Raw genomic sequence first — 23930 nt, forward strand, 5'->3', positions numbered from 1 at the left:
AGATGTGGGTGGGATGTTATTCCATGGCGCGCATGGCCGTGGTTATTTCGAGAAGTTCGTTGGTGATCTGGTTCTGGCGGGCCTTGTTGTAGTCGAGCGTCAGGTCGCCGATCAGGTTTTTGGCGTTTTCGGTGGCGGCCTTCATGGCGACCATGCGGGCGGATTGTTCCGATGCGCGGGCTTCGAGGATGAGCTGTACCATGTTGTAGAACAGGTAGAGCGGCAGGATGTGGGCGAGTACCGTTTTGGCGTCGGGTTCAAGGATGAAGTCGCCGCTGACTTCGCCTTCTTCAAGCTTGGAAGTGCTTTGCTGCGCCACTTCGAGGAGTTCTTCTTCCCGGATGGGGAGGAGGCTGCGGACAGACGGAGCCTGTACCATGACGTTGACGAAGCGCGGATAGACGATCCGCACGGTTCGGTACGTTTCGTCGAGGAACCCCTTGCGGATGAAGGCGGCGATGGGGCGGAGCTGAATGAGCTCAAGCGGGTCGGCGAGGCTCCACGAAGCAACGAGGTTCATGCCGTATTTGGCGAACTGGACGTTGAGCTTTGCGCCGATGGTGATGAAGTCCGCATCGTGGGGGCATTGCTCGCGCACTTCGCGGAAGAGGTTCGTGTTCAGGCCGCCGCAGAGGCCGCGGTCGGTGTTGACGACGAGGACAAGATCCTTGCCTTCTTCGCGGGGCACCATCAGGGGGCTGTCGAGCTGGGAGATTTCTTCTTTCAGGTGGGCCAGGATGTTGGCGAGGGCTCCGATGTAGTTGCGCCCTCGGAGAGCCTGTTCCTGTGCCCGGTGCATCTTGGCGGATGCGACCATCTGCATCGCCTTGGTGATCTGCGATGTGTTTTTGACCGACTTGATGCGGCGCTTGATGTCCCGAAGGCTTGCCATGATGCTGGGGTTCCTGTGATTAGTCGATCCTGTCGTCGGAGGTGACGGACGGCTGCCAGACGCGCTTGAAGTTTTCCATCAAGGCTTTGAGCTTGGCGTCGATGTCTTCGGTCAGCTCTTTTACGGCAGCGATTTCTTCGAGCAGGGCGGCATGGTTGGTCTGCGCGTCGTCTTCGAGGGCGGCGCGGCATTCCTGAATGGCTTTGACGGGTACGTCGTCGAGGTAGCCTTTCTGGATGGCATAGAGGTTTACGGCTTCGAGTCCGAGGCTCTTGGTGGCGTACTGTCCCTGCTTGAAGAGTTCGACGATGCGGCGGCCGCGTTCGAGCTTGCCGCGGGTGTTGGCATCGAGATCGGAGCCGAATTGGGCGAAGGCCTGGAGTTCTTCGAACTGGGCGAGGTCGAGCTTGACGGAGCCGGCGAGTTTTTTGACGATTTTCGTCTGGGCCGAGGAGCCGACGCGGGAGACGGAGATACCGACGTTGATGGCCGGGCGCACGCCCTGGTAGAAGAGGTCGGTGTCGAGGAAGATCTGGCCGTCCGTGATGGAGATGACGTTCGTCGGAATGTAGGCGGAGACGTCGCCCGCCTGCGTTTCGATGATGGGGAGAGCCGTGAGCGAGCCGCCTCCGTAGTTCGCATTCATGCGGGCGGAGCGTTCGAGCAGGCGGCTGTGGAGGTAGAAGACGTCGCCGGGGTAGGCTTCGCGGCCGGAGGGGCGGCGGAGAATCAGGGATACCTGGCGGTAGGCGACGGCATGCTTGGAAAGGTCGTCGAAGACGATGAGGGCATCCTTGCCCTGGTCCATGAAGTATTCGCCCATGGCGCAGCCGGCATAGGGAGCCAGATACTGCATGGCGGCGGCGTCGGATGCGGAGGCGACGACGATGATGGTATCCTTCATCGCATCTTCCTCTTCCAGCTTGGCGATCAGGCGGCTGACGTTCGCCCGCTTCTGGGCGATGGCCACATAGATGCTGTACACGGGGCTGTGGCCAGGGAGCTTGCCTTCGGCTGCCTGCCTGTTCTGCTTGGCCTGTGCGATGATGGTGTCGATGGCGATGGCCGTTTTGCCGGTGGCGCGGTCGCCGATGATGAGTTCGCGCTGTCCGCGGCCGATGGGGATCATCGCATCGATGGGCAGGATGCCCGTCATCAACGGGACGGAGACGCTCTGTCGGGTGATGATGCCGGAGGCGATTTTTTCGACAGGGTAGTATTCCGTGGCGTCGATCGGGCCTTTTCCGTCGATCGGTTCGCCGAGGGTGTTGACGACGCGGCCTAGCAAGGCCGGGCCGACGGGTACGGAGAGCAGGCGGCCGGTGGAGTGTACGGTGTCGCCTTCCTTGAGTTTGGCGGAATCGCCGAGAATGACGGCGCCGACCTCGTTTTCTTCAAGATTCATGGCGAGGCCCATCACGCCGCCGGGGAATTCGAGCATTTCGTTGAGCATGGCATTGCTCAACCCTTCGATTTTGGCGACGCCGTCGCCGACGGAGCGGATGGTACCCACGTTTTCATGGCGCGTGGCATGGGTCGCCTTCTTGATTTCGGCTTCGAGTTCTTGAACGATGTTGCTCATGGAAGATTGGTGGTGGAAAAGGAATTATTGGGTGGGGAACATCTGGCTGATGCGCGTGCGGATGCTGTTGTCGGCGACGTCGTCGCCTACCTGCACCGTCATGCCGGCGATCAGGCCGGGCCGGACGTTCCAGACGTATTGGAGATGCTGGCCGTATTTGGCGGAGAGCTTGCGGCGGATGGCTTCTTTTTCGCCGTCGACGAGGGGCACGGCGCTTTCGATGGTTGCGGTGCGCCTGTTGTCCGCCAGCCGGACGAGGTCGCAGAAGGCATGGAGCAGGGGCAGGTAGTTGCGGGGCTTTTCCTTCAGAAGCCTGTCGGATATGTGCCGCACGATGTTTTCATCGAGCGCGCCTTCGGGCGAGAGGCAGAGCCGCATGAGCCGCCGCGCCTGGGCCTGTATATCCTTTGAGGTCTTCATGGAAATGCCGGGAGTCGATTAGAGGTTCTTGATGGCTTCCTCGTTGATGCGTCGGTGGTCTTCCTCCGTGAGAACCTTGCCTGCGACCTGCGCAGTGGCCATGGCGACGAGGCGGGAGAACTCTGCCCGGAGAGATTCCTGTTCCTGTTTCGCTTCCAGCGCTGCCGCCTTGCGGGATTTGTCGATGATATCGTGTGCGGTGCGTGCGGCGTCGGCCGTTTTATCGTCCAGCAGCTTTTCAGCGGATTGTTTGGCCCATTCGATGCTTTTGCGGCCTTCTTCCCGTGCTTCGGAGATGATTTCTTCCCCTTGCTGCCTGACTTCGGAGAGTTCCTGCTGGCTGCGTGCGTGCATTTCCTCCCCTTCGGCGATGCGCTTGCGGCGTTCTTCGATGATTTTCTGGATGGGCTTGAAGGCGAAGATGCGCAGGATGGCTACTGCGGCCAGGAAGGCGAGCAGGTTGGCCACGAACGGCTCCCAGCTCGTGACGCCGAACTGGGCGAAGGGGTTCCAGCTCTGTCCGGCTGCTGCAAGGAAAAGGGAGTGCATAACCTGAGGGGTGGTCTGCCGCCGCCTGCGGGGAGCGGCGGCTGGAGATTACTGGACGAAGATCGTGATGAGGGCGACACCTTCGATGAGGGCGGCGAGGACGATGGACGTCACGAGAATGGCATTGGAAGCCGAGGGGTTGCGCCCCGTCGCTTCGACGGCTTTCATGCCGATGAGTCCGATGCCGAGGCCGGCGCCGATGGCCGAGAGGCCGAAGCCTACATTGCCCGTAAGTTCCGCAATGAGGTCCGCTGTGGTGGCGAGCATGGTGAAGTCCAACATAATGTGTCTGTTCTGGTGTGGTTGTTATTGGTTGTGTTCGTTCCGCGCCCCCACGGTTTGCCCATGGTCCGGTGCGGGAAGATCTTTTTCGCCGTGTTTTTCGTCGGCATGGTGTTCCGTGTCTTCGCCGACCTGCATTTTGAGGAAGATGGCGGTGAGCAGGAAGAAGACGAGGGCTTGAATGAAGCCGATCAACAGCTCCATGAGGAGGAAGGGCAGGACGGCAAGCCATGAGAGCCAGGGGGTTGCGACGTGCGCCATGGTTTCGATGATGGATTCCCCGGCGTAGATGTTGCCGTAGAGACGTGCGCCCAGCGCGATGGGGCGGATGGCGATGCTGACGCATTCGATCACGCCGATGAAGAGGAAGAGGGGCAGGATGACGATGCCGATGAAGCCGGTGAGATTGCCCTTCGGGCCGAAGATGTGGAGCAGGAAGTGCTTGAGGCCCTGTTCGCGGATGCTCCAGACGAGCCAGAGGGCCGCGAAGAAGAAGCCGAGGAACATGGTGACGTTCATGTCCGCATTGGCGCCTCGGAGGAGGGGGGTGCCTTCGTAGGTGATGACGCCCACACCCGGGATGAGCCCCATGTAATTGCTCAGGATGATGAGGGTGAACGTGGTGCCGAAGTACCAGAAGTATTTGTCCGCCATTCTGCGTCCGATGATGGATTCAAGCAGATTGTAGAGCATTTCGTAGCACATTTCCACGAAGTTCTGGGCTTTGCCGGGGATGAGGCTCATTTTGCGCGTCGCGAGTTTGACCAGTGCGGCCAGCACGATGACGGCGAGCAGCAGCATGAACATCGAGTTGGAGAACGGCAGGGAGTATCCGCCCGGCAGGGGGATGTCGAAGAGATGGGGCGCCTTCATGTCCAGGCCGCCTTCCGCATATTCTTCCGCTTGTGCCAGCCCTCCCAAGCAAAGGAAGAGAATCGTCAAAATCTGGAAAAACCTGTTTTTTGTTGCGGACATGATGCTGAGCAGGGCGGCTTTGGCGCTTGCTTGTGATGCTGGATCTTCAAGGAGCCGTGCTCTGCCGTCTGCCTGTGGGGGTGCCGGGCTGGCAAACTGCCTGAAGAAACGCTGTTTCTTCCTCAAGGAAAAACGAGAACCGATTCCCAGTGAGGAACGTGGATACAGTATCATTCGGCGAGGGGGGGAGGCAAGCAAAAAACGCGGCCGAATAATTTTTAAGAATGTATAATTGTTTAATATCTTAACTATTTGCTTGCGATGAAAGTTTATTTGGCATTGCGCGGAGGTGAGGTGATTCGTTGGCGTATGGTGCGCATGGACGACGCTTGTTATGGCCTCTTTCGCGCATGAAATGTTGTCGAATAAACATATATCATTATCATATATTTCATGTTGAATGGATTGCTGTTTGTTTTCCGGATAAGGTGCCGCCGTGCCGGATATGGTGTATTTGGAAAAAAATCTTGACTTCCGGGGAAAATAATCAATTAGTAATGTGTTGTTTTTCTATTGGAAGGATGCCGGGCTCCCGCTCGAAAGCATGATCCGAGCGGATTGCCTTGCCGCATTTCTTCCGTTGGTGAACGCGAAATTCTCGTCCGGTATCGCGCAAGAGGCGTCGGGCCGGGTGTTTTTCTGTCCATGAATCAATCAAGACGATCCGAACAATGTACTCCATCTTGCAAAGAATACTCCTTCCCGCCGTGTCTCTGATGGCGGCCAATACGCACGCTCAGACGCAGGATGCGCCGTTTCCCGACTGGACTCCCTCTTCCGTCAATCGCGATGCAGCCAATGTGGACTGGCAGGGCGCAGTACCTGAAGTGGTCCATCCCGACCGGAATCTGACCAAATTGTATCAGGTGGCATGGAAGATCACCGCATCGCGTACCCGTACCGGGGAATTCCTGAAGCCCGGATTGCCCGCTACGCCCTATTTGGACGAAAATGTCTATAACGACCAGATATGGATATGGGATTCTGCGTTCATGGTGCTGTATTCGCGTTATGCTCCTTCCGCTTTTCCGGGTTTGCAGACGCTGGACAATATCTATTATCCCATCCACAAGCAGGTGGAGACGGGGCTGAAGATCCACCTGCGCGACAATCCGCCCATTCTTGCATGGGCGGAGTATGATAACTACATGATGACTGCGGATGAGAAACGCATGGAGCAGGTGATGGACAAGGAGAATTTCCTGGAGAAGCATTTCGATTTTTTCCAGAACGTGAAAAAGGGCAGCGGGCAAAAATATGCCAGTCCGCAGACCATCTTCAGAGGTGTGGTGCGCCGGAGCCCTTCCGGCAAATTCATTGCCGAAGACGAGGCCGGTTATGATGAGAAGGATCCTTTCATCGGGTTCACGTGGTCCCGGGGTGCATCCGGAATGGATAATACGCCGCGCAACCCGGTTTCGGACAGGGATAAGGATATAGTCTGGGTGGATGCGATCGCCCAGCAGGCGCTTTCCGCACTCTGCATCGCCCGCATTCATGAGAGCCGCGGCAATACGGAGAAGCAGAAGCAGTGGATGCAAACCTACAATGGGCTGAAGGATATCGTCAACAAGTATTACTGGGATGAGGAGGATGGATTCTACTATGACCTGTCGCGCAAGTCGGGCACCTTCTCCAAGGTGAAGACATGCTCTTCCTACTGGGTGATGATGGCGGAAATCCCCTCGCCCAAGCAGGCGGCCCGGATGGTCGCATACCTGCAGACGGATTCCTCGGGTTTCAGCGAGCTGGGCGGCAAATACCCCTATCTCTCGCTTTCTCGCAAGCATCCCCTGTACAATAATGAAACGGGGGATTACTGGCGCGGCGGCATCTGGCTGCCTCTGGCCTATATGACGACCAAGGCCCTGGAAAAATACGGATATGACGAATTGGCCGACGAATTGTCGGAAAACCTTCTCCGGCAGATACTGGCGGTTTATATGCAAGGCTTCGACGGCAAGCATACCATTTGGGAATGCTATAGCCCGTCGCAGGATCGCCCGGCCACGGAGCATGGCAGGACGGCGCGCCCGGATTTCTGCGGGTGGTCGGCTCTGGGCCCCATTTCCATGTTCATTGAGAACGTGATGGGCTTTCATCAAATCAACGGATTGAAAAAGAGGATCGAATGGACTTTGAAGGGCAAGAACGGTACTCATGGCCTCAAACGCCTGAAGTTTGCCGGGATCACGACGGATGTGGTCTACGATAGCGCCAAAAAGGCAGTCGATGTGAAGTCCGATAAGCCGTACACGCTGGTGATCAATGGTGAATCCTTCGACATTGTTCCGGGGAGCCAGATGGTCAAACCGTCGAAGATCAAATAGGATTCGGCTCAGGAGTCCGGAGGAGTCTGCCGCATTTGTCTGCCTCGTGCGGATGGGTGCGGCCGTTTTCCGGTCCGTATGATTCGTTTTTTCTGTCTTGGGGGCATGATCCTTGCTTTTGCCCCTTGACTTCATTTGGGCGGGGTATACAATGCAGGTATGTTCCCCCATATCCTTTCGCAGGCATGCGCAACATGTCTGCTTTCAATGTTTTTTGTTTCTGCCCACGCTGCGGAGAAAGTGCGTGTGGAGACCTCGTGGCAGCACGGCATGACAGGTTTTGTTTTCCCGGAACCCGTGCGCGAAAAAAGCGAGACAGCAAGGGCATCCGGCGATGCCGGTAAGGGTAACATGAGCGGGGTTTCCGTATCTCCGGGCCTTCCGGAGGGCTGCCTGTCGTGGGTATCGCAGAACAGCCTGTGGATCAAATGGCCCGATGATGTGCGGGCCAGCGCACCCTATACGGTATCTTTCGGTTCGGACATCAAGTATTTGAGCGGCCGGCCCGTGGAGGAAAGGGAGTTCAAGGTGCAATCGCCTCCCGTGCAGCTGGCCGCATGGCGGGAGAGTGACGAACCTGCCGGAGAAATGTGGGTGTTTGGAGGGCGCTTCAACCGCTATGATTATGATGATGGGAACTCGTATGCATGGACGCATGAAGGGCGGATGCTGACGGCGGATGCTCCGATCGTTTTCAAGTATGGGAATGTGCCCGGTGAGGTTCACCCGGTGAAAGCTGCCGACCCGATGCCGGAGAAGGTGCGGAAGGAGCTGGAGAAGAAGGGGATTATGCTGAACAGGATGCCGGCCGACGCCGTGGTGAAAGGTGTCGTGCGCGTCGTGCCTTCCGTGCCGTTGCCTGCCGATCGGGGTGGTTGGTTCGGTTGGTCGGTGAAGCCCGGAGCGAAATATCCTTTGGCCGCCGATTCGGAGTCGTACCATATCGGCGCGCTGGATGTGGATTCTGTGGAGTATCCCGACCTGCAGATGAAGGGCGTGTCCGTCAGCCTGAGCTATCCTGTCATGAAGAAGGATATGCCGGAGCTGTTCCGGCACGGGCTCGTGCTGGAAGCCGACGGCGTGAGAGCCGTTCCGGCGGAAGACGGTACGTTGCAGGCCGGGCTTCCCGGCGGCGGCAAGGCCGTATTCAGCCTGCTGCCTCTGCCGGCAGACAGGGAGCAGGTATACGATTTCCTGATCGGCGTCCGTGCGCCGGAGGCGTTCCGCTTGCGCGTGGCTCTGGAGAAGGGGCTGCATTCGGCTTCGGGCCTCGTTTCGCTCGGTACGGTGGGCAAAACCGTGGATGTGAAGGCTTTTACGCCCCATCTCGGGATGAATGTGGATAATTCCGTCTCCCTGCTTCATGGCGAGCATGCCATGGGAATGGTGGCCCAGAATATCGAGGATGTACGCCTGCGGGTGAAGGAGGTTCCCGGCGATGAGGCGGCAGCCGTGTTCCGCCGCATGATGGATGCCCGCAAGAAGGAGGAAGCTCTCAAGGAAGAGCAGATTGAAACTGCCCGAAAGATTCAGAACCTGAATGAGCAGCTGGCACGGCAGGATCTGACGGCGCAGCAGCGGAAAGAGGGCGAGGAGCAGATCAGGGAGCTGGGCGGCAAGCTTTCCTCTCGCCGGACGGTGTGCGGAGAGGTGAAGTTCGATGAAGTGCCTGCGGCTTCTCAGGGAGTGCTGGAATGGAAGCCGAAGGCTCCCGAAAATCCGATGCAATGGTTTCCGCAACGCAGAATTGTCAATCTGGACGATCTGTTCGGAGGCAAGGCGAAGCCCGGCATGTACGTGGTCGAAGCGCGGGGCAAGGATACGGCGATGGCGGTGCGTAGCGTGAAGCGGTTCGGCTATGCTCCGAATACGGGTTCCTCCCTGTATGATCCGCACGCTGCGACATACGGCGATACGACGGAAAATTACGCTTTCGGCGTGCTGCAGGTCACGGATTTGGGCCTGTGGTCCCGGACGGACGGCAAGCAGATGCTGTGCTATGTTTATTCTTTGAAGGCGGGCGCCCCGGTGCAGGGTGCGAAGGTCGTGCTCGGCAATGCGGGCAACGCCAATCTGGCCGAGGCCGTGACGGACGGGCAGGGCGTGGCGACTCTTCCCTTGCCCGAAAATGCGGATATGGTGGCAGTCTCGAAGGATGGCGATCGTTATCTTGCCCTGGCGGAGGCTCGCCGAAGAGACAATGCGGATGATGATTTTTCCCGCGGTGAGGGTGGCGGATACGGCCGTTATTATTATCCCGGCGATTCCTCTGTCGGCATGAGCCGCGCTGCCGCACGGAAGTACGAGTACCAGCGGCGCGCGCTGCTGTTCACGGACAGGTCGATGTACCGCCCGGGAGACGAAGTGCATATCAAGGGCATTGTGCGCGGACACAAAGGCAACGATGTGGTGGTGATGAAGCCGGAAAAGGCTGTGCTGACGCTGTTCAAGGATCGGAGATACGGCGATGAGGGTAAGGAAATCGCCAGCGTGCCGGTCGAATGGTCGGCTTTCGGCACTTTCGATGCGACGTTCAAGCTTCCCAAGGATGAGGTGGGCGCGTTTCAGGCCGTTCTCTATTTCCCGGACGGAAAGGGCGGCCATGCGCTGGATATGGCGCCGTTTGCCGGACGCCGTGCAGAGGGGAATATGGAGTCGCGGCAGCGTGAATTCAGCGTGAATATTCCCGTCGAGGAATTCCGGAGAAATGCGTTCAAGGCCAATCTGGCATGTGAGGTTGAACCCGTGGCGGCCAAGACGGTGCGGGGAGAGGTTTCCACGAAGGACTATGCGGGGTATCCCGTAGCGGACGGCAGCGTGGAGTGGTCGCTTGTCGCGCGGAGGGGCGGCTTCAATCCTGAAAATTACGGTTCCTTCGTTTTTGCCCAGCAGCCGGATTGGGAAGAGAGCAAGAGCGGATATTTCTATGACTACAAGGACGATCGTGAAGTGAAGACTCCGCTCGGCAAGGACGGCAAGGCGAGTATCTCGCTGGATTTGAAGCCGATCGAGCAGCCCGTGCCCGTCGAGCTTATATTGCAGGCGGATACCGCCAACGGCCGGGAAGAGCATCTGGCCAGTGGCTGCAACAGGATGGTGCATCCGGCTTCCTATTATATCGGACTTTATCATGAGCCGGACTATTACCGGCCGATTTACCGGGCGCAGGAGCCTGCCTCCATGCGCGTGGTGCTGGTGGATACGGAGGGCAAGCCGTGGAAGAAGCCGGAGAAGGTGAAGGTCTCCATCTTCCGCGAGTACAATGAATCCCAGCGTTATATGGCGAATGATGATGCGTATGGCACGCAGCTCGCCACCGGGGTGATGAGCGTGGAACCGGGCCGGAGTACCGTGCGCAACGATAAATACCGCAAGGTCGTGTTCAGGTCTGAAATGGAGGTCGATCCCAAGGCCTCGGAGCCGGGGGATAATGCCGGAGCCGCCTTCGAGTTCATTCCCGGACAGGAAGGCAAATACTGGATCGAGCTGGAGGCTGCGGATGAAGCGGGCCGTCCGGTGCTGACCCGCAGTTCGTTCAATGTGGCCGGACGCGAGGAGGAAGAGGAATCCTCATGGGAGGCGAGCGATAACGACAATATCTCCATCGAGCCGGAGAAGCGTGTTTACAAACCCGGCGAAACGGCGCGCCTGCTCGTCAAAACGAGTCTGGAAGGCAATGCCCTCGTCTGCGTGGAGCGCGAAGGAATCCTGCGCCGCTATACGAAGGAAATCCGCAAGGATAATCCGGTGATCGAAATACCCGTGCTGGAAGGCGATGCGCCGAATGTGTACGTCTCTCTGGTGATGGTGCGCGGTGCGGATGGCAGCAAGCGCAAGTACAAGCTTCCGGCGGTCGTCTCCGGTTCGGCGTCGTACCGGGTGGAACCCGTCGGCAACAGGCTGGATATTGCGTTCGACCTGCCGGAGGAATCCGTGCTGCCGGGCAGCGCGCAAAGCCTTTCCGGTACGGTGAAGGATGCCTCCGGTGCGCCCGTGCGTGCCGAAGTCACGCTGTATGCCGTCGATGAAGGCATGCTTTCCATCACGGGGTACGACAACCCCGATCCTCTCGCCTTCTTCATGGCGGAGCGGCCTCTGTGCGTCGGCTCCATGAACCTGAAGGATGCCGGTCTTCTGGTGCCGGGCGACTGGAGCTGGGACTCCTTCGGCAACAAGGGGACGTTTATCGGCGGAGACGGCGGTTCCGCCTTCGACGCGGAAGGCGGTGCTGCCGATCTTGCGGCTCAGATGCTGGATGAGAACGGCCATGTACGCAAGGATTTTCGCCCGACGGCCTGCTGGCTGGCCCATCTCGATACGGATGCCGAAGGGCGGTTCACGGCTGCATGGAAGAATCCGGACACGCTGACGAAATACCGCGTGATCGCTGTGGCTGCAGATGCCAAGGATCGCTTCGGAGCCAAGGCCGGCGACTACACCGTCAACAAACCCGTGATGATGGTGCCCGGCGTGCCCGTCTTCGCCAGCGCGGGCGACCGCCTGAGCCTGCCCGTCACGGTCGTGAATACGACGGACAAGGCCGGAACGTGGAAAGTGGCTCTCGGCCAGGCTCCCGCCCAGACGGTCGAACTTCCCGCCCATGGGCAGGCGACGCTGTATTTCATGACGGAATACAGGGAACTCGGGCCGCTCACCATGCGCGGTTCTCTGGACCCCGTCGGCTCGGACGGTGCGCCGCTGCCTGCCTCGAACCTGCGCGACAGGGTCGAGCAGACTTTCGACGTCCTGTTCCCTGCGCCGATGCTGGGAGAAACCTATCATGCCGTGCTGGATGTGAAAAATCCGGAACTCGATGTGATCGGCCTTGTGTCGAAACAGCTTCAGGACTCCCGCGACGGCAGTATCGGCGTGACGTTGAGCACTTCTCCGATCTCCCTCTACATGGGCAACCTGGCCTACCTGCTGCGCTATCCGTACGGTTGCGTCGAACAGACTGCTTCCACGACGCTGCCATGGATTCTCGCCAAAAAACTGCGCCCCTACAGCCCTGCTTACGAAAAGCTGGATGAGAAGGAAGTGGCGGCTCGGCTTCAGGAAGGGGTGGACAAGATCCTTTCCCGCCAGAATCTGGACGGCGGCTTCAGTTACTGGGTGGCGGACGGCCATTCGTGCGAATGGGCTACGCCCTATGCGGGCTATATTCTCCTGCTGAGCCGCGAGCAAGGCGCCGCCGTGCCGCAGAAGGCGATCGACAGTCTGTGTACCTACCTCTCGAAGATGAATATCGAGAAGTGCCCCGGCGATGCCGCGCTCGGTGCGTGGGTCATGTCCAAAGCCGGGAAGGCGGACAGGGCGTTCATCAACCGACAGCTTGCCCACATGGGGCAGCTCGATACGTTGCCCAAGCTGTATCTGGCGCTGGCCCTCATCGACAGCGGCAGCCGGGACGCACAGACGCTCAAGGATATCGAGTTCTTGCTGAAACCTGCTGCTTCCGATGGCGAAGGCTGGAGGCCGCGCCGCACGATAGGCAACCTGCGCCTGATGATCCGGTGCAAGCTGCATCCCGAGCAGGCCCGCGATGCCTGGCAGGAATGGAGCAATGCCTGCCGCGACCGTGGTGAATACACCACATGGGGCTCGGGGTGGGCTCTCCTTGCCATCTCCGCCTATCTGGATGCCATGCAGGGCGGCGGCAAGGATGCCGATGTGCAGATATCGGCCATGGGGAACAGCCGCGTGCAGAAAATCGGCAATGCGAGCGTACTCGTCTCCGGCGATGCGTGGAAGACGGGCAGCGGCGCGAACATGCTGAAGGATACCGCTCCCGTGCTGAAGCTCAAGAGTGAATCGCCCGTCTATGCGACGATCGAGGTGAAGGCGAAACCCGGCAAGACCGATTATCCCGGCGTCACCGAAAACGGACTGCTGATTACCCGCGTGTATGAGAAAAAGGATGCCGGCGGCAAATGGAAACCGACCGATGATTTCCGCGTGGGCGATGTCGTCCGCGTCACCCTGACTTGCACGAAATCCCCCCTGGCGGGCAAAAAGCTCGACCTGAGCGATTACGAATACTTTGCCTTGGTCGATTACCTGCCGTCCTGCATGGAAGCCGTGAATCCTGCCATCACCTCGCAGCGGATGGTGGAGCCGGACGACGATTACGCCATGAGCAGCGCTTTCGACCATCGCGAATTCCACAAGGACCGCGTGGCCTCGTTCTCCTCCCTCTGGATCGGCAACGGTGTGCTGAACATGAGCTACCTCGCCCGCGTGACGAAAGCCGGGGAGGTGACCGCGCCGCCCGCCAAGGCAGAACTCATGTACGAACCGCAGGTGTACGGCCTCAGCCCGAACCGGAAAATCACCGTCCTTCCCGCTGTGCCGCAGAAGTGACGTATGCCCCGGAGCCGCCTGCCGGATTCCGTATAGCGGAAGGCAGGCGGTCGGGGCATTTTATCCCTTCCCGTTCTGGATGATAGTTTTGGAAAGAGGTATGCCTCGGATTTTTCCCGCGTTAACGCGGATTATGGTTGCCAATGGCAGGTTTGGCGGCTAGAATAACCTCCGTTACATTGAGGTAGAGCCGAAGGGGGAATTCGACGCTATCAGATCAGTAAATACACTTCGAAACGTATACGTTATTTATCTCACATACTCGACGCATGAGCACCACATATAGCACCATCGATGCGAATGAGGCTGTCGCCTCCGTAGCCTACCGTTACTCGGAAGTTGCTGCCATCTATCCTATTACGCCCTCGTCTCCCATGGGCGAATCTTCGGAATCCTGGGCGGCAATCGACCGGAAGAACATCTGGAATACAGTTCCTTCCATCGTTGAACTGCAAAGCGAAGCTGGCGCTGCCGGTACCGTGCACGGTGCCTTGCAGACCGGTTCCCTCGCCACCACCTTCACGGCTTCCCAGGGGCTTCTCCTGATGATTCCGAACATGTACAAGATCGCAGGCGAGCTGACCCCCACCGTGTTCCACGTGGCGGCCCGTTCCCTTGCCGCGCAGGCGCTGTCCATCTTCGGCGACCATAGCGACGTCATGAGCACCCGCTCCTGCGGCTGGGCCATGCTCTGCTCCGCTTCCACTCAGGAAGCAGCCGACTTCGCCGCCATCTCCCACGCCTCCACGCTGGAATCCCATATTCCGTTCATCCATTTCTTCGACGGCTTCCGTACCTCGCATGAAGTCGGCAAGATCGCCGACATCTCCGACGACGTGCTTCGCGGCATGATCAAGGAAGAATGGATCGAAGACTTCCGCAACCGCGCGCTTACGCCGGACGCCCCCATCATCCGCGGCACGGCCCAGAACCCCGACGTTTACTTCCAGGGCCGCGAAACCGTCAACAAATTCTACAATGCCGTTCCCGCCATCGTGCAGGGAGCCATGGATCGCTTCGCCAAGCTGACGGGCCGCCAGTACAGCCTCGTCGAATATGCAGGTTCCCCGACTGCGACGCGCGTCATCCTCCTCATGGGTTCCGGCTGCGAAGCCGCCAAGGAAACCGTCGATGCCCTCAATGCTGACGGTTCGAACGACACGGGCGTCATCAAGATCCACCTTTACCGCCCCTTCCCGGCGGCGGAACTTCTGGCAGCCTTGCCGAAGAGCGTCAAGAAGATCGCCGTGCTCGACCGCACGAAGGAACCCGGCTCCCCCGGCGAACCGCTTTACCTTGATGTTGTGCATGCCCTTTTCGAAGCGCAGGCCGCAGGCACGCTTCCGTTCGCTCTGCCGAAGGTCGTCGCAGGCCGCTACGGCCTTTCCTCCAAGGAATTCACCCCGGCCATGATCAAGGGCGTATTCGACAATCTCGCCCTTGACGAACCGAAGGACCACTTCACCGTCGGCATCAACGACGACGTGCTGGGCACCAGCATCGACTACGATCCTTCCTTCTCGACGGAAGCCGACGACGTGACCCGCGCCATGTTCTACGGCCTCGGCTCCGACGGCACCATCGGCGCCAACAAGGACTCCATCAAGATCATCGGCCAGCACACGGACCTGAACATTCAGGGCTACTTCGTGTACGACTCCAAGAAAGCAGGCTCCACCACCGTATCCCACCTGCGCTTCGGTCCGCGCCCGATTCAATCCACCTATCTCATCACCTCGGCGAACTTCATCGCCCTGCATCAGCCCACGCTGCTCGACACCTTCGACTTCCTGAGAAACGCCGCCGACGGCGCCACGTTCCTCATCAACAGCCCGATGCCTGCCGACAAACTGTGGGAAAGCCTCCCGGCACGCATGCAGAAGCAGATTCAGGAAAAGCATATCAAGGTGTACACCATTGATGCCTTCTCCGTCGCACGCCAGACCGGCATGGGCGGCCGCATCAACACCATCATGCAGACCTGCTTCTTCGCTCTGTCGAACGTCATTCCTTCCGTTGACGCGATCGAATACATCAAGAAAGCCATTGCGAAGACCTACGCCAAGAAGGGTGAAGAAGTCATCAAGAAGAACATCGCTGCTGTGGAAGCCACTCTGGCCAATCTCCACCCGGTCGAAACCGATGGCAAGCCGATCAACGGCCACGAGCTGCCGCCCGTGCTCTCCGAAGGCGCTCCCGACTTCATCCGCGACGTGCTCGGCAAGATCATCTCCGGCGACGGCGACTCCGTCACTGTCGGCGAAATGCCCTGCGACGGCACCTTCCCGTCTGCCTCTTCTCGCTGGGAAAAGCGCAACCTTGCACTCGATCTTCCCATCTGGGAACCCGACATCTGCATTCAGTGCGGCAAGTGTACCTCCGTCTGTCCGCATGCCGCCATCCGTGCCAAGGCCGTTGAACCGCAGGATCTCGAAGGCGAACCCTCTTCTTTCCAGAGCGCGGATGCCCGTCATCCCGATTGGAAGGGCAAGAAGTTCATCATCCAGGTCTCTGCAGACGACTGCACGGGCTGCACCCTCTGCGCCGACGTCTGCCCCGCCAAGAGCAAGACGGAACCGGGCAAGAAGGCTCTGAACATGGAGCCCGCCGCCAAATTCCACGATGTCGAAGCCGAAAACTGGAAGTTCTTCGAAAAACTGCCGGATATGGATCGTGCCCTCGTCAAGACGGACAACATCCGTTCCATGCAGGTGCTTCAGCCTCTCTTCGAATTCTCCGGCGCCTGCGCCGGCTGCGGTGAAACGCCGTACATCAAGATGCTCACGCAGCTCTGCGGCAACCGCCTCGTCGTCGCCAATGCGACGGGCTGCTCCTCCATCTACGGCGGCAACCTGCCCACCACCCCGTGGTCCCAGGACAATGCAGGCCGCGGCCCGGCATGGAGCAACTCGCTCTTCGAAGACAACGCCGAATTCGGCCTCGGATTCCGCGTCTCCCTCGACAAGCAGCGCGACTACGCCATCGAACTCCTCAAGGAAAATGCCGCTGCCGTCGGTGAAGAACTGATCGAAAAGATCCTTGCCAACCCGCAGAAATCGGAAGCCGACATTCAGGAACAGCGCGACCTTGTCGATGAACTCAAGGGCCGCATCGCCGGCAAGCCGGAATGCTCCCGCCTCCTCGCCATGGCCGACAAACTCGTCCGCAAATCCGTCTGGATTCTCGGCGGCGACGGCTGGGCCTACGACATCGGTTACGGCGGTCTCGACCATGTTCTCGCCAGCGGCAAGAACGTCAAGGTCCTCGTCATGGATACCGAAGTGTACTCCAACACCGGCGGCCAGTGCTCCAAATCCACCCCGCGTGCAGCCGTGGCGAAGTTCGCTACGGGCGGCAAGGACGTCGTCAAGAAGGACCTTGGCCTCATGGCCATGACCTACGGCAACGTGTATGTCGCCTCCGTCGCCCTCGGCGCGAAGGACGAACACACTCTCAAGGCATTCGTCGAAGCTGAAGCCTATGACGGCCCGGCTCTCATCATCGCCTACTCGCACTGTATCGCTCACGGTATCGACATGGCCAAGGGCTTGCAGCAGCAGAAGATCGCCGCCGATTGCGGCCGCATTCTCCTGTACCGCTACAACCCGGATCTCGCCGCCCAAGGCAAGAACCCGCTCATCCTCGACAGCAAGGCGCCGAAGGGCGATGTGCGCGAAGCCCTCCTCAGCGAAAACCGCTTCAGGCTCCTCGCCAAGACCAACAAGATCGACTTCGATCGCCTGATCGACCTCGAAAAGGCGGATATCTCCCGCCGCTGGCGCTTCTACGACGCCCTTTCCAAGATGGATTACTCCCTCCCGGAAGAACAGGCGTAAAACGAGCAGGACTCTTCACAGGCCCGCCTCCCCTCGAGGGAGGTGGGCTTTTTGCCTCCACCCCCTTTCCCCGACTATTAAAGACGAACAAGCACCATGAACGAAGAAAACGAACGCAATCACGGTCCCCAGCCCATCGACGCCATCATGGCGCGCTGGGGCATCTCCAACCACGACCTCGTGGACACCTCCACCGAGCAACTCACCCACAAGCAGGTGCAGAAAGCCCGCCAGGGCCGCCAGCTCACGCTGAAACTCATGCAGAAGGTCGGCCGCGCGCTGAACGTCTGCATCTGGAACAAGCTGAATGCGGAGCAGAAGGAGCAGTACTTCGAGTACATCCACAAGCATCTCTTTACCTATGCCAAGGGCTATGATGCCCAGTGGAAGGACCCCAACGACCGTTACTTTTCCTGAGTGAGGACGGAAAGAAAGGGAAATGCGGAGCCCCGGATGGAATGCCGGGGCTTTTTTGTGCCTTCTGCGAGTGCTTCGAACTCCGGGTTCACGAAAATATGAATTGGACGGAGTATGGAGTCAATCTTGCAACAGATTGATCGTCAGTGAAAATAAATAATAATGAAATTTGTTTTGAATGTTTTGAACGAAACCGGCCTATGATGCGTCTTATCCTTATCAGTTCATTCCGAAGTTCCATGAAGGAGAGAGCATGGGGCTTAAACAACAGGAAGAGCTGAGTTTCATAGGTAGTAAGTTGAAGAAGCCACGGAAGCGATTCCGTGGCTTCTTTATTGTACGGTAAGGATATGCAATGCACTTGCGTATCAGCAGATTTTCGTGAGGTGCATTGCTGCGGGGAATGGGAATAGCCGCCGTTGGAACCGGTATCAACATGGCGTGCCTGTGCAGCAGAAGTAGGCAGGCGGTAGAACATAGGCCTCTGCCGCAAAATGCGGCAGAGGCCTGTTCAGGTAAATGGAAGGAGAATCAATAAAACGGGATTCGTTGAGAATGGAAATCCCTGTTTTGATGTTGAGTGTAAGTTTTACAGATGAAATATCCGGCGGGAGAGTACAGGATTAACAATCCGCTGATAAATGAAATGTATAATCAATTGAAAGTTGAACGTCAAACAAGTAACAAATTCATTATGCGAACTGTTCTGTTTTCTATGAATATATTATTTTAGAAGACTTATATAATATATATTGACAGCGGATTGTTAATCAGTTGGAGCATTGCTTGCCGTTCGCCGCCGAAACAAAATCCCCTCATCACCGGAGTGATGAGGGGATTGGAAAAAAGCCGGATGAAAATGCCTTAGGCGGCGCGGCGGCGACGGCGCATCATCAGGGATGCGAGGCCGAGCAGGCTCAGCGTGGCTGTAGCCGGTTCGGGGATGAGGTCGCCGGCGGTGCCGCCGGATGTCAGGTGCTGAATTTCCTTGTCGTTCAGAGCGCGGTTCCAGATGGCGAAATCGTCGTAGTTGGCATTGGCGGCACGGCCGCTGTCACCCCACATGCTCGAAAGCTGGACGTTCGACAGTGTGGTGGACGCATCGGGAGCATAGGCAGTGGCAACCTTCAGGTTGTTGACATACATCGTCAGGTTGGTACCGTCGGAAGTGAGGACGACATTGGCCCATTCGGAACCTTTCAGGAGGTTGTTCGTATTGCTGCCGGTCAGCAAGGTCGGAGCGCCTCCGCCCGAACCGTAAAGGGCGATCTGGTTGCCGTCTCCGGGATTCGAGGTTTGCAGGTTGAATGACTGCCCACCCAGCGTGAAGCAGAGCATGCTGCGGTAATCGGCCGTCAGACCCGAGATTTTGAGGCTCATCGTGAAGGCATTGGCCTTGATGTTCGAGCCGCCGAGGCCGCTGTAGAAGTCGATGCGTGCCGGATCGTTGAAGGAGGAGATGTAACCGCTGTTGCGAATGCCTCCGGTTGCATGTTGATTGACTGCTTGAATACCTGTTGGGATGCCCATGGTCATACCGGTGGCGGATTTGTAATCGGTGGAACCGTTATCGAAATCCCAGTAGAAGGCAAGGCCTGCCTGCAGGGAGCCTTCTTTGGCCGTGATGGAAGTAGCTGCTTGTGCGGCAAGCTGGCAACCGAGTGTCAATAGTAAGAGAGATAATGTTTTACGCATGATGGTGAAATCGGATGATGTCTATGCAGGAGACATCCGTAGGATGCCAGATTTGAAATCCGTTGTCAATGTAATAGTTTTATATTGCTCATTATGAAAGTTTTATATATTTATTAAAATGGAAGAATGAGGATTTGGGCATTTTGATGAAAATGCCGTAGAGTATCTGTATGAATGCCTTGTCCGGGTATGAAGAGAATGCGGATTTCAAATCAGCAGTCTTTTCTTTGTAAATATGTTGCAATTGGAATATATGGAGGTGAAGGCGGCCTGTTGTGCCATTCGGATGGCGATGCGGCGCGGTTTGGCGTCTGGCGGCGCGCCGGCGGCGGCCGATGCGGCATAAGGCTTATTTTGAGCTGGACGCTGCAGGGGCGTCACGTTACAATTCTTTCATGAAGCCTTGTGTTTTTATCTTGTCGGCGGCGTGCTGCTGCGTGGCGCATGCCCAGCAGGTGTCTCCTGCCTCTCAGGAAGCGTGGCAGGCCGCACGCGAGCTGACGGGCGCCGTACGCACGGGCGATATGAGCTGGATGGTTGCCAAGATGTATCCTCCGGTGAAGCGTATGCTGGCCGACGAGCTGGCGATGCAGATCAAGTACCCGGATTCCGTGGAGCGTGCACGCGCCGTCGAGCGGCAGAGCCAGATCCGCCGCACGATGATGGATGACCGCCAGACGACGAAGGCCGCCTGGGAGAAATACCGCAAGCAGGAGCTGGCCAATATGGCGGAGAACGATAAGGCGCTCGAAGCCCAGTACCGCCAGATTGGCGAGAAGCTGAAGAAGCAGGGGATGACGGTGGAGTCGTTCCAGGTGAGTGCTCCCTTTTCCGAGTATCTCGTGGTGGCTCCGAGCGTGATTGGCGGCGGGGTGTCGAACCGCAAGGACGATTTGGCCCGCGAAGGCGTGGATGAATCCCGCGTGGAGGAGGGCAAGGCGCAATCGCGTATCGTGGTGCTGCCGACGACAATCGTGTATTCCGCGCCGGATGTGGACGGGAACCGGACGCGCATGGAGAAGAAGAGTTATCTTTTTGCGATCCGCGATGAGCGGACGGCGAACGAGAGCGCCAAGGCTCGCCTGAATAAGTGGTTTTTCCTCGATGCTTCGACGGATGTGAAGGTGCTGCGCTCCTTCTTCCCCGATCTTCCGCTGGGAGTCCGTCTTCCTTCGACCAGCGTCCGTCCGCTGCCTGCTCGTTGAACATGGCGGGACTGGCAGAACAGACGGCGCTGGACTTTTCGGAGTCGGGCGTGTTTGCGCGGGCGAAGGATTTCGAGTTCCGCCCGCAGCAGCAGCAGATGGCCGTTGCCGTGGCGGAGGCTTTGGAGACGGAGTCCCCCCTGCTTGTCGAGGCCGGTACCGGGGTCGGCAAGTCGTTCGCGTACCTTGTGCCTGCGGTGCGGTTCGCGCTGGAGCGTGGCCGCAAGGCGGTGATTTCGACGCATACGATTAATCTGCAGGAGCAGTTGTTCAACAAGGATATTCCGAATGTGCGGAAGGCGTTGCGCTGCGAGTTTTCCGCCGCGCTGTTGAAGGGGCGGGGCAATTACCTGTGCCGTACGCGCCTGAAGCGCGCGCTGGAGCAGTCCGGAGATTTGTTCGGGCAGTTTGAGGCGCGAGAGCTGGCCCAGCTGCAAGACTGGGCGCGGGTGACGACGGACGGGACGATCAGCGATGTGCCTTTCCGCGTGTCGCCGAAGGTGTGGGCGCAGGTGTGCAGCGAGCCGCATGTCTGCACACTGCGGAATTGCGGGCCGGATTGCCCTTTCCAGGCGGCGCGCAAGCGGGTGCAGGAGGCGCAGGTAGTGGTGCTGAACCATACGCTTTTTTTCGGTCTGCTGGCATTGGCGCAGGAGACGCGGGATGAGGATGCGGAGGCGCCGGACGGTTTCATTTTCCCCGGTGATTTCGTGATTCTGGACGAAGCGCACACGATCGAGACGATTGCCGCCCGCCAGCTGGGCAATCATTTGGCGGAGAGTTCGCTCAAGTACGATTTGCTGCGGATGTTCAATCCCCGCACGAAGAAGGGGACTCTGCGGCTGTCCGCCACGCCGGAGCTGCTGCAGCAGATCGTCGAGGCGCAGGATGCCTGCGATCTGTTTTTCGAGCAGGCGCGGGCCGATGCAGGGCTGGGCGAGAAGAGTTCGGTTCGGTTGAGGCAGGGGGAATGGACGGAGGATATTCTCAGCCCCCATTTGCTGGTGCTGGAATCCGAGCTGGGCAAGATGGCGCGGGACGAGGAGAATGAGGTGACGCGCGCCGAGTGGAAGGATCTTTCCAACCGGATGTTCGAGTACCGCTGCGCGTTGCAGGATCTCGTGGCGGTGGGGAGTGAAGGTTCCGTTTACTGGGCGGAGACGGCGGGGCAGGAGGGTGTGCATACGACGTTGTGTTCGGCGTTGATCAATGTGGCGGATACGCTGCGGGAGAAGCTGTTCGAGGCTGGGCGGCCCATGATTCTGACTTCAGCGACGCTGAGTGCGGGGGAGCGGGGCATGCAGTATTTCTCGGGCCGGGTGGGGGCGGAGTCCGCCCGCGCGGTGCAGATCGGCAGTCCTTTCAATTTCAAGGAGCAGATGCGCATTATCGTTTCCCGGACGATTCCGGATCCTCGCGATGCGCGTTTTGCGGAGGAGCTGCCGCAGTGGATCATGCGCTATCTGGACGAGTCGCAGGGCAGGGCGTTCGTGCTGTTTACGGGGTACAGGCTGATGCGCGAGACGGCGGAGAAGGTGCGCCCCTTTTGCCGGGAGCGCGGGTGGGAGTTGCTGGTGCAGGGCAGCGGCATGGATCGCAGCCATATGCTTTCGCAGTTCCGGCAGGATGTGCATAGCGTGCTGTTCGGGACGGATAGTTTCTGGACGGGGGTGGATGTGCCGGGCGAGTCCCTTTCCAATGTGATCGTGACGCGTATTCCGTTCGAGGTGCCGAACAATCCGCTGACGGAGGCCAGGATCGAGGCGATCGAAGCCCGCGGTGGCAGGCCGTTTTTCGAATACAGCCTTCCGGAAGCCATTTTAAAGTTCCGGCAGGGTATCGGCCGGTTGATCCGGACGAAGAACGATCATGGCATGGTGGTGCTGCTCGATTCCCGGGTGACGAACAAGCCTTACGGCATGCGGTTCATGCAGGCTCTGCCCGATGCCCATCGGGAGTTCGTGTAACGAGGCTTTCCGTTTGCCTGCGGTTTTGCGCTAAAGCAATATGAATTGTATCTTGCGGGTTGTTCCGTTTTTCAATGCAGCGGGCCTGTTGTGTCGGCTCTGACCATGTCTGACAGAAAATGAGAGTTTTTTGTTTCTTTGATTAAAGAATATATTTACTGTTAGTGATATGAATTTAAATTCTGTTTATGCTATATTGCAATATAAATAGTATTATTTTGCAAATATGACAATTCTTATGGTTGATGCGATGGAGGTGATATGAGAAAAAGCGGTGCCGCAACGTGTAACATCTGAGAAGGATGGTTGTGGGGTTGACCGATTCAAGATGCAATATAAATGCCATTGATGAAAAAGCTGTTTTTTCTTGTCGTTCTTTTGTGGTGCCATTCGGCCGTGGCGGATGTGCAGCTGGCTCATTATTGGAATTTCGATGAGTATGCGGCGTTTGGCAAGCCCGCTGCGCTGCCCGATACGCTGCCCTATGATCCGGACGGTATCTGGACGCTGAATCTGAAAAAAGTCGGGCAACAGGGCGCCTATGTCGACCATTTTATCAAGCCGGCCAGTATGGTCAATCCGGCTTACAGCCAATACGGCTATGGCGGCGCCTACGGCAATTTTTATCATGTGGGCGCGCCGGGCGGCGCGTCGGGCAATGGGTATGCCTATTTGTCGTGCCAAGGGGTGTTGCTGGATTTCAAGGCGGCATGGTCGTATTCCATTACGTCGTGGATCAAGCCGGAGGTGACGGGCAGGATGGTTCTTTTTTCCATCGGCATGGCAGGCGAGGGTTTTCAACTGATCTATGATTCGGCGACGAATTCATTGACCTACAATTTGCATGGGATTGCGGCGGATTTCGGTTCATTGAATATGGGGGCTGCCTTCGGCGGTGATTCGGATTTCCGCCATATAGGTTTTTCGATGGACTACGACGGTCAGGGGAATATGGCGGTGGATTATTATTTGAATGGAGTCAAATACATCGGCAGTACGGCATCGGTGGCAGGCATGATGGGGCAAACGATCAGTGGTTTCAATATCGGTGCGGACGGTACGGACGGCGGCCTGTCGGGTTCGTGCAATTACGACGATATCAAAGTTTTCAAGGGAGTGCTGAACGATGCAGAAATCAAGGATGCGATGAATCCCGGCATCGGCAGTTTCATCATTGAAGCTCCTTCGATGCCCGAGCCTGCGACGCCATTACTGGCTTGCCTGGGTTCCCTGTTTCTGCTGCGGCGGCGCAGGCTTGCCTGACCGGATATGTGGAGCATGGCTTGCCATCCATGAAGAGGAGAGGGGCTCCTTTCCTCTTTTGCGCATTGATATTCTGTGGAAAATGGCGCATCTCAAGTTGCGGGCGTGTTCCGATGCTGCAAATGATGGATAAATGATAGAATTAGTCTATTGACAA

14 protein-coding genes are annotated in these 23930 nt (G+C 58.1%); 7 read left to right on the forward strand and 7 right to left on the reverse strand.

Going from position 1 to position 23930, the window contains the following annotated elements; genetic code table 11:
* Positions 1-16: 16 nt before the first annotated feature.
* From atpG to atpB, 6 genes are read right to left on the reverse strand one after another with little or no spacing between them, the layout of a single operon-like run.
* Positions 17-892, reverse strand: a complete 876-nt coding sequence (gene atpG / locus PYTT_RS06580) for an ATP synthase F1 subunit gamma (RefSeq protein ID WP_067773502.1) — start codon at positions 890-892, stop codon at positions 17-19.
* 19 nt (positions 893-911) lie between these two features.
* Positions 912-2474 (reverse strand): F0F1 ATP synthase subunit alpha, encoded by a 1563-nt coding sequence (atpA, locus tag PYTT_RS06585; RefSeq protein WP_067773499.1) that lies wholly within the window; start codon positions 2472-2474, stop codon positions 912-914.
* A gap of 24 nt (positions 2475-2498) precedes the next feature.
* On the reverse strand, positions 2499-2894 hold the full coding sequence (locus PYTT_RS06590; protein ID WP_067773496.1) for a F0F1 ATP synthase subunit delta: 396 nt from the start codon (positions 2892-2894) through the stop codon (positions 2499-2501).
* A gap of 18 nt (positions 2895-2912) precedes the next feature.
* Positions 2913-3443 (reverse strand): F0F1 ATP synthase subunit B, encoded by a 531-nt coding sequence (locus PYTT_RS06595; protein WP_067773493.1) that lies wholly within the window; start codon positions 3441-3443, stop codon positions 2913-2915.
* A gap of 48 nt (positions 3444-3491) precedes the next feature.
* Positions 3492-3725 (reverse strand): ATP synthase subunit C-like protein, encoded by a 234-nt coding sequence (locus PYTT_RS06600; RefSeq protein ID WP_067773490.1) that lies wholly within the window; start codon positions 3723-3725, stop codon positions 3492-3494.
* A gap of 24 nt (positions 3726-3749) precedes the next feature.
* Complete coding sequence (gene atpB / locus PYTT_RS06605; RefSeq protein WP_071133346.1) at positions 3750-4700, reverse strand: F0F1 ATP synthase subunit A; 951 nt, start codon at positions 4698-4700, stop codon at positions 3750-3752.
* A 671-nt stretch (positions 4701-5371) separates the two neighbouring features.
* On the opposite strand from atpB, the gene PYTT_RS06610 reads away from it, so the two are divergent.
* The 4 genes from PYTT_RS06610 (at position 5372) to PYTT_RS06625 (ending at position 17643) form a co-directional block, all read left to right on the forward strand.
* The gene (locus tag PYTT_RS06610) at positions 5372-7030 is read left to right on the forward strand and encodes an MGH1-like glycoside hydrolase domain-containing protein (RefSeq protein WP_067773484.1); all 1659 of its coding nucleotides are present in this window, start codon (positions 5372-5374) and stop codon (positions 7028-7030) included.
* 270 nt (positions 7031-7300) lie between these two features.
* The gene (locus tag PYTT_RS06615) at positions 7301-13390 is read left to right on the forward strand and encodes an alpha-2-macroglobulin family protein (RefSeq protein WP_176712488.1); all 6090 of its coding nucleotides are present in this window, start codon (positions 7301-7303) and stop codon (positions 13388-13390) included.
* Positions 13391-13659: 269 nt separating this feature from the next.
* Positions 13660-17226 (forward strand): pyruvate:ferredoxin (flavodoxin) oxidoreductase, encoded by a 3567-nt coding sequence (nifJ, locus tag PYTT_RS06620; protein WP_067773479.1) that lies wholly within the window; start codon positions 13660-13662, stop codon positions 17224-17226.
* A gap of 96 nt (positions 17227-17322) precedes the next feature.
* On the forward strand, positions 17323-17643 hold the full coding sequence (locus PYTT_RS06625) for a hypothetical protein (RefSeq protein WP_067773476.1): 321 nt from the start codon (positions 17323-17325) through the stop codon (positions 17641-17643).
* An 864-nt stretch (positions 17644-18507) separates the two neighbouring features.
* On the opposite strand, the gene PYTT_RS06630 is transcribed toward PYTT_RS06625, so the two are convergent.
* Positions 18508-19338: a LamG-like jellyroll fold domain-containing protein gene (locus PYTT_RS06630; RefSeq protein WP_083076492.1), complete on the reverse strand. Its 831-nt coding sequence runs from the start codon at positions 19336-19338 to the stop codon at positions 18508-18510.
* Between the two features lie 395 nt (positions 19339-19733).
* Here PYTT_RS06630 and PYTT_RS06635 point away from each other — a divergent pair, with 395 nt between their 5' ends.
* The 3 genes from PYTT_RS06635 to PYTT_RS06645 all read left to right on the forward strand — a co-directional run bounded on the left by PYTT_RS06635 (position 19734) and on the right by PYTT_RS06645 (position 23773).
* Positions 19734-20543 carry a hypothetical protein gene (locus PYTT_RS06635; RefSeq protein ID WP_141675727.1) on the forward strand — a complete coding sequence of 270 codons (810 nt, stop codon included), beginning with the start codon at positions 19734-19736 and terminating at the stop codon, positions 20541-20543.
* Positions 20544-20545: 2 nt separating this feature from the next.
* Positions 20546-22510 carry an ATP-dependent DNA helicase gene (locus PYTT_RS06640; RefSeq protein ID WP_067773468.1) on the forward strand — a complete coding sequence of 655 codons (1965 nt, stop codon included), beginning with the start codon at positions 20546-20548 and terminating at the stop codon, positions 22508-22510.
* A 348-nt stretch (positions 22511-22858) separates the two neighbouring features.
* Complete coding sequence (locus PYTT_RS06645; protein ID WP_067773465.1) at positions 22859-23773, forward strand: LamG-like jellyroll fold domain-containing protein; 915 nt, start codon at positions 22859-22861, stop codon at positions 23771-23773.
* The last annotated feature ends 157 nt before the right edge of the window (positions 23774-23930 follow it).

Origin of the sequence: Neoakkermansia glycaniphila (assembly GCF_900097105.1) — a bacterium.
Classification (GTDB): Bacteria; Verrucomicrobiota; Verrucomicrobiia; order Verrucomicrobiales; family Akkermansiaceae; genus Akkermansia; species Akkermansia glycaniphila.